The following is a 15111-nucleotide window of genomic DNA, read 5'->3' as shown; positions in this document are numbered from 1 at the left end:
ACATCGCTACGTTGGACCCATGGTCGATTTTGGGGTGATTACCGAATTCACCAGATTGTAGCTACGCTACCACGGGTTCGATGTCGCTCTCGGGTACCCGCAAAATGCCGCCGGAAGGAAATTCGATAAAACAGTCGTCGCTGTTGAAGCGCGAATAGCGTTTGACGATGGCGGGTTGACCGGGGAGGTAGGAGTCCTTGAAAAAGCGCGGTCGTTTGGGTTTATACAGTACTGCCGTACCGAGGGGAATTTTGGTGCTTGATTGTGACAATCGAGGATTCATAGCCGTGGAAGATTTATCCATTATACGCTCAAACCGCATCGGAATGTCGACGACATCGAGCGGAACTGATCTCGACGAGTGGTCGGTGTAAATCGATACCGAAACAGGTTCGGGTCGTGACTGAGGAAATCAAAGATAAGGTGCGACAAATTTACAGAGGACTCTATTCAAGCCTCCTTTGCGCGCCTTGTAAGCACGTAAAATTACCTACGAGCCGTCTTCGGGCAGACCCAACCGGCTACGACAGCGGTTGAAGTCCCCGCAGGTTCCGGAAGCTGCTGGAACGTACGGTATCTAGGAAGTCCAGCATAAAGGCCGATGTCGCCATCGGCGCGGTGGTCGCCGCGTACAAGGCGCTCCACAGACCTTTTTTGCCGATCGGTTTTCCCAAGACGTAATCCCGCTCCAGATAGCTCTGAACCGTCCAGTTGGGCAAGGCCGCAATGCCGCGACGGCTGGCCACCAGTTGTAGGATAGCCACCGTCAGTTCGGCGGTGCGCCGTTTCGGTTCTATACCGACCGGCTTCAGGACCTTGCGCACGATGTCCAGCATGTCGTCCGGCACCGGATAGCTGATCAGCGTTTCCGCGGCGAAATCTTCGGGTTTCAGGAAGCGTTTGGGCGCGAACGGATGCTGCCGCGACACCAAGCCGACGATTTCGAAACTGAACAGTGGATGAAAAGCAAGCCCCGAGCGGTGCTGCGGCTCGGAAACCACCACCAGTTCCGCGCGATTTTCCAGCAGTAGGGCCAACGGGTCGGTGTGGAAGCCCGAGACCAGATCCAGCTCGATTTCCGGCCAGTGCTCCCGGAATTGGTCCATGGCCGGCATGAGCCAATCGAAGCAGGTGTGACACTCCACGGCAATGCGGAGCTGCCCGGCTTCGCCCTGGGCGATGCGCGCGACGTCCCGCTCCGCATCTCCGACCAGTTTCATGACTGTTTCCGCCAGCGTATGCAGGCGCTGGCCCGCCGGCAAGAGCCGCAGCGGCTGGCTCTTGCGCTCGAACAGGCTGACGCCGTAGTGCTCCTCCAGCTGCTTGATCTGATGCGAGATCGCCGATTGGGAGAGATATATCCGGGTCGCGGCTCGGGACAGGGTGCCGGTTTCCACCAGGGCCAGCAGGGTTTGCAAATGGCGCAGCTCCAAAATCGACTGAATCATGAACAAAATCGATGAAGTTTATGAAAAAGTTGAGTTTGAATAATAATCATCGCGAGCCGATCATGCCAGCTCCGAATCGACCTACAAGAGGAGCAGACTCATGGCGGTGACGCATTCTTTGGGATTTCCCCGCATCGGGACTAAGCGCGAGTTGAAGCAGGCTCTGGAAGCTTACTGGACCGGCAAGATCGGTCTCTCGGATTTGAAGCAAACCGGCCGACAGTTGCGCGAACGGCATTGGAAACTCCAAGCCCGAGCCGGGATCGACCTGGTGCCGGTGGGCGATTTCGCCTATTACGATCAAATGCTGAACATGGCGGTATTGCTGGGAGCCGTTCCGGAACGCTTCGGTTTCGGCGACGAGCCTCCGGATCTCGACCGCTATTTCGAACTGGCCCGAGGCAGCAAGGATCAGCCGGCCATGGAAATGACCAAGTGGTTCGACACCAACTACCACTATATCGTCCCGGAATTCCATCGCGACACGAGGTTCCGCCTGGGCGCGGAGTGGTTGTTCGAAGAGGTGGAGGAGGCCAAGGCTCTGAAACTCAATCCCAAGCCTGTGCTGATCGGTCCCTTGACCTATTTGTTTCTGGGCAAGGCGAAGGAAGAAGGGTTCGACCGGCTGGAATTACTGCCCCATCTGGTGCGGGTCTATGCGGAAATCCTCCGGAGACTTAAAGATCAAGGCGTCGCCTGGGTGCAGATGGACGAGCCGGCCCTCGTGCTCGACCTGCCGCTGGATTGGCTCGCCGGCTATCGGGAGGCTTACCGCGCTCTGGCAGCGGCGGGGCCGAAAATTCTCCTCGCGACCTATTTCGATTCGGCGGCGGATCAGGCGAGTTTGCTGAAGGCGCTGCCGGTGGCTGGATTGCATATCGATGCCGTCAGAGCGCCGGATCAGGTGCCGGTTTTCGTCGACGGGTATCCTTCGGACAAAATTCTGTCGCTGGGGCTCATCGACGGCCGCAACATCTGGCGTACCGACCTCAGACGCACGCTGGCGCTGGCCGAAACCGCCCGTGCCGAGCTGGGCAAGCGGCTGTGGCTGGCGCCGAGCTGTTCACTGCTCCACGTACCGGTAGACGTGGAGCCGGAGTCCGAACTGGATCCAGAGATCAAAGACTGGCTGGCCTTTGCCGTGCAGAAGCTCGATGAGCTGGCGATCATGGACAAAGGCTTGCGGCTGGGCGTGGATGCCATCCGGACCGAACTGGAAGCCCAGGATCGGGTGTTGCAGAACCGGGCGACGTCACCGCGGATTCACAATCCGGCGGTCGGGGCCCGTCTCGACCAGTTGACCGAAGCGGATTTTCGGCGTTACTCGCCCTTTCCCGAACGGATCCCATTGCAGCAGAAAAGGCTGCGGCTGCCTGTCTTTCCGACCACCACGATCGGTTCCTTCCCGCAGACGCCGGACATCCGCAAGGCCCGCGCCGATTACCGCAACGGGGAGCTGAACGACGCCCTGTACCGGGAAACCATGCGCAAAGCCATACGCGAAGCCGTGCACAAACAGGAAGCGCTCGGGTTGGATCTCCTGGTGCATGGAGAAGTCGAGCGCAACGATATGGTGGAGTATTTCGGCGAGCAACTGGAGGGTTTCGTCTTCACCCGGCAGGGTTGGGTGCAGAGTTACGGCTCCCGTTGCGTCAAGCCGCCGATCATCGTGGGCGACGTGTCAAGGCCGAAGCCCATGACCGTGGAATGGATCGCCTATGCCCAGAAGCAGACCCGAAAGCCGGTTAAAGGCATGCTGACCGGTCCGGTGACTATCCTGCAATGGTCCTTCGTACGAGATGATCAGTCCCGAGCTACCACTGCTCTGCAAATCGCCCTGGCCATTCGCGACGAAGTCGACGACCTGGAGCAAGCGGGCGTCGCGGCCATCCAGATCGACGAACCTGCTATTCGGGAAGGTTTGCCGCTTAAGCGGCGGGACCGGAACGGCTATCTGGATTGGGCGGTAAAAGCGTTTCGCCTGGCTTCATCCGGCGTGGCGGACGATACCCAGATCCACACCCATATGTGCTACTCGGAATTCAGCGACATTTTGCCGGCCATCGCCGATCTGGACGCGGACGTGATCACCATCGAAACCTCCCGCTCCGACATGGATTTGCTGACCGCTTTCCGCGATTTCCGTTATCCCAACGACATCGGCCCCGGTATCTACGACATTCACTCTCCCCGCATACCGGACAAAGAGGAGATGCTGCGCCTTCTGGAAAAAGCGTGCGAGGCCATTTCTCCGGAACGGCTCTGGGTCAATCCCGACTGCGGACTCAAGACGCGCGGATGGCCGGAGGCGGAGCAAACCCTGGCTCATATGGTCGAGGCGGCAAGAACGTTGCGTCGAAGATGGGCGCCAGCGGTTGAAGATCGACTTCATTCGTGAGGCGATCCGATTACCGATCAAACGCGCCGTCGGTTCCGAACCATCCGGATCACTTTGACGAGCGCTATGGCCCGTGCCACCGGGCTGCCTACAGTCAGCCGGGAAACCGCCTTGAGCAACTGTCCGGCGACGAAGATGCGGGTTGCCGTCCGTGCCCAGCGGGGAAATCGCGACGAGGAAGAAATTTGGATCATGGCTGCGCGTGCACGTTCGCGGGAAAGCCACTGAGTGATGACGGGCTGAACCTCCGTGTTCCCGCCGACTTCGGCGAGCCCGAGTGGCCTCCCACCCGTTGACCCCCGTCATCACTCAGTGCTGATACTCGCCATCCGTGGAGACGTCCAGAAGACCGCTATTCCCTTGGCTCTCTGGGACGAAACATCCCGTTTCGCACTCGGCGCATCAATCCGCGCGTCCCGCGGGTTATGGCGGATGTCCGAGCCGAGTGGCAGGTATTAGATCGCTCGGAATAGGTTAAGACAATACGTGGGGTTACCTAGCCCGCATTTCTCATACCCTCCAATCGCAAACGGTCGCTTTAGCCGCGACCCTTCCAATCGCAAACGGTTATCCGGGGAAGGGGCTGGCCGGGAGCGCCGGAGCCGCCCTTCCTACTGCGGACGCCGATCCGCTCGCCGTGACGCGCCGTCCGGCTCCGCGCCAAGTTCGGGGTGGCGTTCCTTGGCCACCCGCTCGGAGAAGCCCTTCACGCCGGCTCGACGTCGTATCGTAGGTCGGCAATCCTTTCCCGACACACGCTCGTCGGCAAAGGATTGCCGACCTACAACGACACCGTCACTCAGTCCGTGCGGCGCGCCACAGCGGCGTCTCGACGCCCTCGCTACGAAGGGGTATGAGAAATGCGGGCTAACCGAGTTTTCCTAGGCCGTGATCGAAGCGGCGGTTTGCAGATGATGCGATTCGGATACTCGCCGTATCTTGCGAAAATCGCTAGCTTAGGTGGACATTTCGGCGGTCCAGGACTCGTATTCAGCAAGTTGTTGCTCGACCAGAAGCAGGCAAACGCTCAACATCAGCGCATCGTCCGTGTAGCCCAGAATCGGGATGACGTCCGGGATGAGATCGACCGGACTCAAGACGTAGAGGAGGGCGGCGACAATCGCCGAGAGCGCATACCAGGGGATTTGGCGATAGGTGCCGTTCCGATAGTCCCGCACCAGTGCGATCATCAGTTTGACGTCCCGCAGGAAACGGCCGAGCGGACCTTTGGATTCGAACGTCCGCTTTATGTCGTCGGCCTTTTCGATCACTCGCTTGATATCGCTCTCGGTGAGCTTTTTGGCGTCGGCGTTCAGCCGTTCTTTAATCTTTTGTCTCAACATTGGTTTTTCCTCTCAAGGAAATTCGAGGACCTTTGATCGCGGTTTCACACGATCAGCGGCAGGTCTAATTTACGCTCTCCGTGTGTGCTCCGCAGCAATCTTTGGCGTATTTTCCGGTTTGTTCGATCACGGGATGACGGGAACGCCTGTGAGCGTTCGAAAGGTGCGGGATGAGCCGGGAGCGAAGTGGCAAGTGTGGCTATCTTGTCGGATGCTGCCGGCTGGCTGTGCCGTAACTCAGTGCCTGAAGAGCATGGTGACGAATATCCGCTCGCTACATCTGGCGAGCGCCGGAGGCGGATGACGGCCCCGGCGCCCGTGCCGATTCGATTACTCTTGCAAGTAGAATCTCAGTACTCCCAATGAGTCAATAACAAATAAATGGCGACGGTCATCACAACCACAACGAAAGCCAAAATTGCCAATATACCCGTTCCGCATGCCAGAAGGGTGAAGGAGAATTTCCATGCGGCAAAGACGTTTCCCATGCATTCGAGCGCCGATAGCATGGCCATGAGTATCGCGAAGATGACAATCCACTTCGCCGTGTAGCCTGGCAGGTAGACCCGCTTGGATCGGTTGCGGCGGTATGCCGCAGCGCGCTCCAGGAAGGAGCCCACATTTACGTTTTCAAAGATCCAGAGCGGCCACAGATACAAATAAAGGAGACAGGAGAGAGACCTGTCGTTCCGGATATTCGATACGTCGATATTCATTCTGCGCACCTCCATGATCGTTCAGACTCTCTGCCGCTAAATATATTTCATCTGTGGTCCGCGGTAGAGCGGAATGGCGAAGTGGTTCCGCTGCGAATGACATTTCGGACGGCCTAGTGCGCGAGACCGAATCCCCGGCACCGGACGACGATCGGGAACGTGCCATCGGATCGCGATCTTTGCCGAGGATGCTCGTCTAATACATATTGATGTGGATGTCAGGCAAGACTCGGGCGGTGACGGGCTGCTCGAAGGACCTAGGCGTCGGTGTTGTAATCCGAGTACTACTACGGACAGCTCAGGCAAGGACAGGAATCATGCCGCTTCGGTTCGAAATCTCATTCAGGAATCCGCTGCACTTGGCCTTAGTCCTGTGCGTCCTGGCGGTCAGCGGTGGTGTTGTCGGTTCGACGTCCGAGCCGTCGATCCAGTGGGGCGAGTGTCCCGATTACCCGGAATTTAAGGATGTAGCTGCGGAATGCGCCTTCATTCCGGTACCGCTCAGATACTCGAATCCCGGTAGAACGGCTCCGATATTCGTTGCGCGAGTGCGGGGCAGCGCGCCGGAAACCGAAAAGCGCGGACAGTTATGGTTTGTCACCGGCGGGCCGGGCGCATCGGCCATCGGGTTCGCGCAACAGTCTCAATCCTTTGCGGAACTGCGCCCGGAATGGGACTACTACATCTTCGAGCAGCGCGGCATCGGCAATTCGGCGCCGCTCTACTGTGCCGCCGCGGCTGACGAGGCGATCGTTGCGCCCGAGGATGCGCTGGACTGCCTGGCCGAGTTGCGCCGAGCTTGGCCGGAGGGTATCGAGGATTTTACCGTCACCAACACCGCACGTGATCTCGCTCACATCATCGACCGGCTACGTCCGCCCGGTCGGGAAGTGGTAGTGTACGGCGTCTCCTACGGCACGTATTTGGTGCAGCGGTACTTGGCCCTGCGCGGTGAGCAGCCCGATGCGGTAATTCTCGATTCGATCGTCGCAACCGGGTACGAAGCGTACGACACGATTGAACGCGGTACCAATGCGGCGGCGCGAATGGTGATGGACCGCTGCGCGAAGGACGCCGACTGCCGTCGGCGCCTGGCCGGCATCGCCGCCGATCCGTGGACCGCTCTCGGCGTGACTTTCGCGCGCCTCGATCAGGGGCAACTGTGCCCGGAGTTGCAGGCGCGACTGGATTCGCCCCTAACCCGTTCCTATTTACGCAGTTTATTCGGTACGATGATCGAGAGGACCGACCTGCGAGGATTGATGCCGGCCGTGGTGTTACGGCTGAATCGCTGTGTTCCGGACGACGTTATGGCACTGGAACATCTGATCCGATCACTCTCTTCGGAGTCGCTCTTTTCGGCGGCGGATTCGGAAGCGCCCGCGGCCGATCCGGGACCTGGCTTCGTACCTTACGAACAGGTGAAGTACTCGGCACCCCTTAGTTCGCACATCACGCTTTCGGAGCTGTGGGAAGGTACTTCTTTCGCGCAAATCATGAACGAAGCGGAGGGATTCTACGCCTGGTTGAACGTGGCGCCCTCGCTGGCTCTATTGGCCGATGCGCAGGTCTGGCCGGTGTACCGCGATCCATTGAGCGATCTGCACGCTAACACGCGAGCCCCCGCGTTGATGCTCAACAGCGATATCGACTCGAATACTCCCCTGGCCGAAGCCATACCGATTCGAGAGGACTTGAATGGCCCCAATCAGCGGTTCGTCACAGTGCCCGACGCCGGGCACGTCGTGATTTTGAATTCGCTTATGGCTGGCGCCAAAGGCGATAAACCGGCTGATCATTGCGGGACACGCGTGATGCTCTCCTTCCTCGATGATCCGTACGGTGAGCCGGACACGAGCTGCATCTCGGGCGTGGAACGGCTAAGTTTCGATGCCGCAAATTCGAGGAATCGCAAGAGCAGCCTCCAATACTTGGGCCGGAAGGACATGTGGTCCGCAAAATAAGCGTCGCGGAAGTTTTGCTTGACGGCATGCGTCGCCACGAACCTAGGATTCCGGGGTTCCGATCGGCCGAAAACCCCCTCTCATTGCTGGACGGTCACGAACGACAGCTTGCCTATCCCGGAACGCTGGGCGCTGGCCATGACCTTGGCCACGGCATCGAACACTGCCGCCCGATCGGCCTGGAGCTGGATGCCGATCTCGGGATCGCGCTCCTGTAGGGCTTTCAACTCGGCCTCCAAGGATTCCAGCGGCACCGGACGGTCGTCCAGCATCGGCTGTCCCTCCGCGTTCACGCTGAGGATGGCGATGTGTTGGTCCGGTGCCGGTTCGGTTTGCTCGGTCTTGGGCAATTTGACCCGAACCACCTGGGTCAGCAGCGGCGCCGTGACGATGAACACCACCAGAAGCACCAACATCACATCCACCAGAGGCGTGACGTTGATCTCGCTCATTTCGCCGCCGTCGTCGTCATTGGGCAATTGTATGGCCATGTTCGGTCACCGTTTGTTGGATCAGATGGTCTTGGATTGTCGCGTGCAGGAACTCGCTGGCAAAGTGGTCCAGTGCGATGACGATGCGCCGGTTCTGACGCAGGAAGAAGTTGTAGGCGATCACTGCCGGAATCGCCACGGCAATGCCCAAGGCGGTCGCGATCAACGCCTCGCCGATGGGGCCGGCCACCACTTCCAGACTGGCCGAACCCTTGGCGCCGATGTCCTTGAGGGCGTGCATGATGCCCCATACCGTGCCGAACAGGCCGACGAACGGCGCCGTGCTGCCGATGCTGGCTAGCCAGCCGAGACCGGCGTCCATCCGGGCCTTCTCCTTTTGAATCTGCAAACGCATGGCGCGTTCGATCAGGTCGTGCCAGGCTTCATGCTTATCGGCGCGGAAAGCCAATTGTACCTTGGCCCGCGCCAGGGTTTTCAGCCCGGTCTGCTGCACCCGGGCGAGCTGAGCCGCGCTGTGGCTTACCGATTCTTGATCGATACCGAGCTCCGAGCCGTTCCTGACAATTTTCAGAAAGCTATGGTTGCGCAGCTTGTTCAAACCGAGTTCCCCCGCTTTCAGCAGAATCACGCTCCAGGTCAGCAGAGAAAAACAGCCGAGCATGCACAGAGTGCCGTCGACAATGGCGGTTTCCGATAGGTTAAACATGATCTCCTCTCGCGTTTAAGATTGTGATTTCGTTTGTTTCGCGCGGTTGTGGGCCGCACGGTTTCTGCGCCCTCGTGCCTGTCGCAACTTCGCCGCACAGCATCACTCACCGATCAGTCCCGAACGATGGTTAAGGCGGGCGACGGCCGACCGTCAAAGACAAAGCTCTGCCCGACGCGCCTAGCCACCTAACGAAACGTTCCTCTCATCCGGGTCATTCCAATTGGAACTCGATGGGCACGGTAACCCAACTTGCCTGCGCGACATCACCGCGCTTGGCGGGCACGAAGCGCCATTTTTTCACCGCCTCGAGGGCTGCTTCGTCCAATACGTCGTGGCCGCTCGATCGTTGCACCGATAACTCGCCGCAGCGGCCGTCGGCGGTAACGTAGACCCGCAGCAGGACCAGGCCTTCCCAGTGTCGGCGGCGCGCGATGCCCGGATAAACCGGTTTCGGATTGTTCAGATAGTTGGCGTTCGAACTGGCCGGCGTATAGGTGTCGTTGCGCGGAGCAGCGGCACGGTCTTGGGGCGGTGCGGAAGGTGCCGCCGGTGCTGGCGGTGCGGTGTCCGCTTGTTCCTGCTTTTGCGGCTCGACCTGTTTGACCGCGGAATCCTTGCGCACCGGTTTCGGTTTGGGTTTTTTCACCGGCTTGGGATCGGGTTTCTTCGCTTCCTTCGGAGGTGTCGGCGGGGACGGTACGGTCGGCTGGGTCACCGCCGGTGCGGGAGGCGCGGACAGAACCATGTCGATCATCGGCAGCGGCGCGGCTTCGGTGAAGGGCACAGGTTCCGGGCGGGCGAGATACCAGAAGAAAAGCAAACCGTGCAGTACGGCGGCCAGTCCGGCGGCGGCAGCCACCGCGAGCGGTCGCTTCCAGGTAACGGGAATCTCGGCCATCGTGACCGGCGTACCTCCGGGACCATCGAACGGCGGGTCCCCGGAAAAGAAATATGTGCTCATTCTCGGGACACCGTGCCGAATATGGGAGCGACCGCGCTCGTCGTCTTGCGCCGCGACTTCTGGCACTTGTCGACGCCTTGGAGCGAGAGTGTCGGTCCGACGGAGGATGATTTGTTGCGGTGTGCCTCCGTCCCGCACTCTTCCGGCACTTGGCGTGCAATCCGGCTGTCTTGCCCGGAGGGCTGGCATCCGGTGTTATCGGCAGGACTGTAACTGGAATCTTGTTGAAAATCGGCGACTTGCTGTCGCAACGCATCGAGGCGCAGGCGAACGTCGGCGAGCAACTCCTCGAGATATTCGAAATGAATCTGAAAATAGCGCGCCGAAGGAAACTCCGGTCCGCTCGTTGTCCCGGATTCCGAGGCTCGAGTTCCGTTCGGGTCGACCCTTCGGCTAGAGGCGGGGCGGCCTTGCTTGATCCTCATGACGATTCCTTTTTTGTTGCTTCTTATCCCTAATGACGTATGAGCGCGGCTAATCCCGCACTTCCGATAGAAAAAATTTTTCTGACGTCTATAAGTTGTTGTAAAGCCTAAAAAAGAAAAACCGGGTAGAGCGGATCTGTGGGATATGCCGTACTCGCTGTGTCTAAAGCTCACGCTCGATCCGGACGAATGCGCTTGGCGCTGATCTCGGGGTGTGTTGGATCGGGGATTTTCGAATGTGGTGTAGCACCCCGAGCACCACCGTCCGAAGCCGGAGCGGCTGCCGGAAACGCCAACGCTAATTCAGGCCATGGCAGGTTATCACTTGTTGTGTTGCAAGTTTTCCGCCCTCACCTAAAGGATCATCCTGAGGATGAACTCGATAAAGGGAGCTGAGTCGGTTTGCTTCATGCTGTTTTGCAGTGCCTGGTAGTACTTCGCCTGATGCTTATAGATCAGGCTTTCTACCGGGATGCCGGCGAACGAGGGATTCCAGCGGGAAGGTTAAGGTCTGCCACGGTCCCCCATGCGGCCGTTGCCGTCTGTGAAGGGATGGATGAACTTGAACTCGTAGTGAAACACGGAACTGGTAATCAGAGTGCTCTTCACCGGTCGCCAGCCACCGGAAGAGGTCGTGCATCAATACCTGGACGTGATCCGCTGGAGGCGTCACTCACCACATACCTTTCGAGGTCGCTCGATATGGGCGATCGTGACGGTCGTGCCCTCTATGTCCAGATCAAAGTCTTTCTCGGGTGATCTGGACCAGGTTCGCCCAGAAACGGCTGGCGTGATTTCCGAGGCGTACGTGCGCGAGGTAAAAGTGTTGTTGCACGAAAAGCGGCGTAAGTTGTGAACATCCAAAGTAAAACGCGCCGCCGAAAGAGGTCAGACGCGGTTTTCATCTCGTTGAGGCGGCGTCAATCGGAAATCGACGAAAGCCTTATGGAGTAAGACTTTCAGTCATTCCAGCTTGATCGGCTTTGCCCCGGCCTTTGTATTGCGGATCGCGGCGCGGTATCGGTCAGAGCATGGAGGTAACGCCTTGTAGGATAACTGAATTACCCCGAAAGTGCCCCCAGTTACCCCGGATGTCAACGGACTCTATAGGATCGCGATGGATGGAATATAAACGAAAAAGCCCGCATTTACGCGGGCTTACGGATTTCTTTGGATGTCTTTGAATGGGTGTTTGGTGGAGGCGGCGGGAATTGAACCCGCGTCCGCGAATCCTCCGCCTTTGGCTCTACATGCTTATCCGACTCTATTGATTTAACCGGTCGCTACCCGAGCGGCAGGGAAGACGGCCGGCGGTTCCGTTAGGTTTTAGCGAATCGGCCCCGGACAGACCTCATCGCGAGCTTACAATTGGGTTACCCCCGAAAACCGACGCCTATAAGCGGGCTTCGGATCAGAGGCCGGCCGGATTAAGCGGCCAGAGCGTAGTTGTCGTCGTTGGCAACTATATTGGTTGCAGATTGATTAACGAGGTTATCTGCACCTCGGCATGCACCTCGGGTTTTGCGATCCTCGTCGAAGCCAAGTCGCCCCCTAGGTCAGGAAGATAGACAGTATAACCGCAAAAAAGTTTCGAGCAACCAGCGTTTGAGTCGTGGCGCGATAATCGTGCGAAACAGCTTTTCTTGGCGGAACGTTGCGATACGCTGAAGGGATCGGGTAATGCAGGCTAGCGACTACCGGCAGGGGACAAATTTCAATCACGCTAAAGCGGCATGGCGCTATGCGCTCATCTCTCGTGAGATGCAGTCTTCCTTAAGGCCGGAAGGGTGTTTCCGGCCTTAAGCACGGACAAGTCCGTGAGTAGAACTGGTTTTCAGTCTTTCAGAGATCGTCCATCCATTCCGCGTCGCGGACGAAGCGGTGTTTCTCTTGTTCTTCCATCTCCGCGAGATTCGCGAACACTTCTTTGGCATGCGGATCGTCGACGATGATTGCCGCTCCTTTATAGAGTTCGATCAGCGCGTTGTCGAAGGCCATGGCGATCTTTATGACGTCATCGACGGACATATTGGGCCTAACGGCGCAATTCTTTAGCAGTTGTTCGACGTTGGAGCCTGGAGAATATTGGAGCCAGAAATTGAGGATGCTCTTGCGCGATCCATCTTCGAACCGCTGCATCGCCTGTTCCCGATTTTTTTCGTGGCGGCTGAGGTAATCCAAAAGCATTTTTACCCGAGCCTGATCGTTTTGTTGGTTCAGCGAATCGTAAAGTTCTGTCAGTTGGCTGTGTAGTTGAATACCGTAGTCGAGCACATCTTTAACTTGCTCGAAGTTATGCATCTGCTGGTCCATATGGCACTCCGAAAGTGTTATTCGGCAGGTTTCATACGGTTCGAAGCATCTCTCTTTTGGCATCGCAAGGCAATAGTGCAATCGTGCGGTCGGTTCGACCTGCGGAATTCCGCAGGCGCGACCTGATTGTCACTTTCGGCGCGTGACCGTATAACTGGCCATCATGCCCGCGTCGATGTGGTCATTGACGTGGCAGTGATACATCCAGACGCCGGGATTGTCGGGTTTCATATCGACGGTGACGTGGGTTCCCGGAAGCAGATTCACGACATCTACGCGGCGCCCGGTCTCGGTGAGCGTATTGCCGTGCCAATGCGGGGTATGGAGATCGACTTCGGTTCCGAGGGACAGTTGATACCAGCGCACGGTTTCGCCTTCTTTCATCGTCATTCCCGGAAGGTTGTGATAGACGTAGCCGTTCATGCTGTGCATCAAGTTGCTTTCGACGAAGCTTTCGTCATCTTTCTCGTCCGTGGCAGCCGGTGCGAAGGTGCTGATGTTCTTGTCCAGAAAGAAACTCTTGTTTTCGTCGAACACGGTGAACAGCACGACGAATTCGCGGTCGATGCCTTTCAGTTTACCGTTGTTCTGCAGAACGCCTCGGCGGGAAATGATGATGGGTCCTACCAGGCCGGTATTCGTGTCGACCACCTCGTTGACATGGGAATGGTAAAGCCACACGATCGAACTCGGGTCCTCGGGGCCCGGACCCGAACGTTCGGGTACTTGCCAGAGGTAGGTGTGGGTTTCGCCCGGTTCGACCGTATCGTCTTTGCGGTCATCTCCGGATGTGCCGTCCGCGTAATGAGTGCCTTCGCTGTCCTTCCGGTAAAGCACGCCGTGCGGATGGAGTGAAATCGGCATGTTTGCCAGTTTATTCCTCAGCACCACTTTGATGGTGTCGCCGACGTTGGCGCGAATTACAGGCCCTAGTATCCCTAAGTGCCGCCACTCGGGCGGACGTTCCTTGATTTGGGTAAAGCTGGCGTCGGCGTACTCGATATAACGCGCTTTGTAATACTGTCGGCCGATCCGATCGGCGTTATTCCCTTCGACGAAGACTTTCTCGTCCTCGTTGAATTCTGCGCCATGCATGGGATTGACGGGATAGGAGGGGGCGTAGTCCCACAAGATTTCTTCGGCGGCGATGTAGTAGGTTCGCGTCGAATTGGCCGTCACGGCTTCGGAGAACAACAGTAGAACCGCCAAGTGTGAAAGGAGGATTCGGATCTGGATCACGGCGATAAACCTGGGACGGGGAATCGATCGAAAAAGCGTGAGAAAATGATAATCAATATCATTATAGGATGCCAGTATTTGTTCCCCGGAAGTGGCCAAAGGCTTTTATGGTAGTATTGAGCGCCATAAACAATGGGATGAATCTCTTTCCGGGTTTCGGGATCAACACTCTTTTCCATGAACGAACATACACTTACCCATCTCAAGCAGCTGGAAGCCGAAAGTATCCACATCATCCGCGAGGTGGCTGCCGAGTTTGAGCGTCCCGTAATGCTCTATTCGATTGGCAAGGATTCCGCAGTCATGCTGCATCTCGCGATGAAGGCGTTTTTTCCCGGCAAACCGCCTTTTCCGCTCATGCATGTCGATACGACCTGGAAATTCCGGGAGATGATCGAGTTTCGCGATCGCCGCGCCCACGATCTGGGGCTGGATCTCATCGTTCACGTCAACCTGGAGGGTGTGGAGCAGGGCATCGGTCCGTTCACCCACGGCAGCAAGAAGCACACGGATGTCATGAAAACCGAGGCCCTCAAGCAAGCCTTGAACAAATACCAGTTCGATGCGGCATTCGGCGGAGCGCGCCGGGACGAGGAGAAGTCGAGGGCGAAAGAACGCGTTTATTCCTTCCGCGACCGAAACCATCGTTGGGACCCGAAAAATCAGCGGCCGGAGCTGTGGAATCTCTACAACGGCAAGATCAACAAGGGCGAGAGCATCCGGGTGTTTCCGCTTTCGAACTGGACCGAGCTGGATGTTTGGCAGTACATCTATCTGGAGAACATTCCGATCGTCCCGTTGTATTTCGCCAAAGAGCGGCCGGTGGTCGAGCGCGATGGGATATGGATCATGGTGGACGACGATCGCATGCCGCTGGCACCCGGCGAAAAGCCGATCATGAAGATGGTCCGCTTCCGTACCCTGGGTTGCTATCCCTTGACCGGCGCCGTCGAATCGACCGCCGCCACCTTGCCCGACATCATCCAGGAGATGCTGCTGACCAAGACGTCGGAGCGCCAAGGGCGTGTCATCGATCACGATCAAGCGGGGTCGATGGAAGAGAAGAAAAAAGAGGGTTATTTCTGATTTTCGCTATGGAAGGTGCCGAGCGTGCATTCAACGTTGGCGTCTGCGTCTGACCCA

General features: G+C 57.8%; 15 protein-coding genes and 1 other RNA gene. 3 read left to right on the top strand and 13 right to left on the bottom strand.

The genetic code is table 11. The annotated features are described in order from the left end of the window. Positions 1 to 61: 61 nt before the first annotated feature. Together ACWJJK_RS14170 and ACWJJK_RS14165 are read right to left on the bottom strand one after the other, a co-directional pair. Complete coding sequence (locus ACWJJK_RS14170; protein WP_156879394.1) at positions 62 to 271, bottom strand: hypothetical protein; 210 nt, start codon at positions 269 to 271, stop codon at positions 62 to 64. Between the two features lie 250 nt (positions 272 to 521). Next, complete coding sequence (locus ACWJJK_RS14165; RefSeq protein ID WP_156879395.1) at positions 522 to 1448, bottom strand: LysR substrate-binding domain-containing protein; 927 nt, start codon at positions 1446 to 1448, stop codon at positions 522 to 524. Between the two features lie 100 nt (positions 1449 to 1548). Here ACWJJK_RS14165 and metE point away from each other — a divergent pair, with 100 nt between their 5' ends. Beyond that, positions 1549 to 3846 carry a 5-methyltetrahydropteroyltriglutamate--homocysteine S-methyltransferase gene (gene metE / locus ACWJJK_RS14160; RefSeq protein ID WP_434112253.1) on the top strand — a complete coding sequence of 766 codons (2298 nt, stop codon included), beginning with the start codon at positions 1549 to 1551 and terminating at the stop codon, positions 3844 to 3846. A gap of 17 nt (positions 3847 to 3863) precedes the next feature. Here metE and ACWJJK_RS14155 read toward each other — a convergent pair whose 3' ends face one another. The 3 genes from ACWJJK_RS14155 to ACWJJK_RS14145 all read right to left on the bottom strand — a co-directional run bounded on the left by ACWJJK_RS14155 (position 3864) and on the right by ACWJJK_RS14145 (position 5905). Beyond that, positions 3864 to 4040 (bottom strand): hypothetical protein, encoded by a 177-nt coding sequence (locus tag ACWJJK_RS14155; protein WP_156879397.1) that lies wholly within the window; start codon positions 4038 to 4040, stop codon positions 3864 to 3866. 762 nt (positions 4041 to 4802) lie between these two features. Continuing rightward, the gene (locus tag ACWJJK_RS14150; RefSeq protein ID WP_077729142.1) at positions 4803 to 5189 is read right to left on the bottom strand and encodes a YkvA family protein; all 387 of its coding nucleotides are present in this window, start codon (positions 5187 to 5189) and stop codon (positions 4803 to 4805) included. 350 nt (positions 5190 to 5539) lie between these two features. Further along, the gene (locus ACWJJK_RS14145; RefSeq protein ID WP_077729141.1) at positions 5540 to 5905 is read right to left on the bottom strand and encodes a hypothetical protein; all 366 of its coding nucleotides are present in this window, start codon (positions 5903 to 5905) and stop codon (positions 5540 to 5542) included. Positions 5906 to 6222: 317 nt separating this feature from the next. On the opposite strand from ACWJJK_RS14145, the gene ACWJJK_RS14140 reads away from it, so the two are divergent. Further along, entirely contained in the window at positions 6223 to 7869 is a 1647-nt protein-coding gene (locus tag ACWJJK_RS14140; protein ID WP_454128198.1) for a hypothetical protein, read from the top strand. 80 nt (positions 7870 to 7949) lie between these two features. Here ACWJJK_RS14140 and ACWJJK_RS14135 read toward each other — a convergent pair whose 3' ends face one another. The 8 genes from ACWJJK_RS14135 to ACWJJK_RS14100 all read right to left on the bottom strand — a co-directional run bounded on the left by ACWJJK_RS14135 (position 7950) and on the right by ACWJJK_RS14100 (position 13968). After that, positions 7950 to 8360 (bottom strand): ExbD/TolR family protein, encoded by a 411-nt coding sequence (locus tag ACWJJK_RS14135; protein ID WP_077729139.1) that lies wholly within the window; start codon positions 8358 to 8360, stop codon positions 7950 to 7952. Then, positions 8338 to 9027 (bottom strand): MotA/TolQ/ExbB proton channel family protein, encoded by a 690-nt coding sequence (locus ACWJJK_RS14130; protein WP_077729138.1) that lies wholly within the window; start codon positions 9025 to 9027, stop codon positions 8338 to 8340. The genes ACWJJK_RS14135 and ACWJJK_RS14130 overlap by 23 nt, the downstream gene beginning before the upstream one ends. A 214-nt stretch (positions 9028 to 9241) precedes the next feature. After that, on the bottom strand, positions 9242 to 9991 hold the full coding sequence (locus tag ACWJJK_RS14125; protein ID WP_086135479.1) for an energy transducer TonB: 750 nt from the start codon (positions 9989 to 9991) through the stop codon (positions 9242 to 9244). Then, a complete protein-coding gene (locus tag ACWJJK_RS14120; RefSeq protein ID WP_156879401.1) occupies positions 9988 to 10416 on the bottom strand; it encodes a hypothetical protein in 429 nt (142 codons plus the stop codon). The genes ACWJJK_RS14125 and ACWJJK_RS14120 overlap by 4 nt, the downstream gene beginning before the upstream one ends. Before the next feature lie 504 nt (positions 10417 to 10920). Continuing rightward, the gene (locus ACWJJK_RS14115) at positions 10921 to 11025 is read right to left on the bottom strand and encodes a Fic family protein (RefSeq protein ID WP_205780690.1); all 105 of its coding nucleotides are present in this window, start codon (positions 11023 to 11025) and stop codon (positions 10921 to 10923) included. A 584-nt stretch (positions 11026 to 11609) separates the two neighbouring features. Beyond that, positions 11610 to 11968, bottom strand: a transfer-messenger RNA (tmRNA) gene (gene ssrA / locus ACWJJK_RS14110). A 290-nt stretch (positions 11969 to 12258) separates the two neighbouring features. Continuing rightward, a complete protein-coding gene (locus tag ACWJJK_RS14105; protein WP_077729893.1) occupies positions 12259 to 12729 on the bottom strand; it encodes a hypothetical protein in 471 nt (156 codons plus the stop codon). Between the two features lie 129 nt (positions 12730 to 12858). Continuing rightward, complete coding sequence (locus ACWJJK_RS14100) at positions 12859 to 13968, bottom strand: multicopper oxidase domain-containing protein (protein ID WP_077729952.1); 1110 nt, start codon at positions 13966 to 13968, stop codon at positions 12859 to 12861. Positions 13969 to 14145: 177 nt separating this feature from the next. Here ACWJJK_RS14100 and cysD point away from each other — a divergent pair, with 177 nt between their 5' ends. Further along, positions 14146 to 15054: a sulfate adenylyltransferase subunit CysD gene (cysD, locus tag ACWJJK_RS14095; protein ID WP_077729892.1), complete on the top strand. Its 909-nt coding sequence runs from the start codon at positions 14146 to 14148 to the stop codon at positions 15052 to 15054. Positions 15055 to 15111 lie beyond the last annotated feature (57 nt).

It is taken from the genome of Methylocaldum gracile, assembly GCF_053646815.1.
The sequence above is the reverse complement of the archived record's forward strand: the minus strand, read 5'-3'. Positions and strand labels throughout refer to the sequence as shown.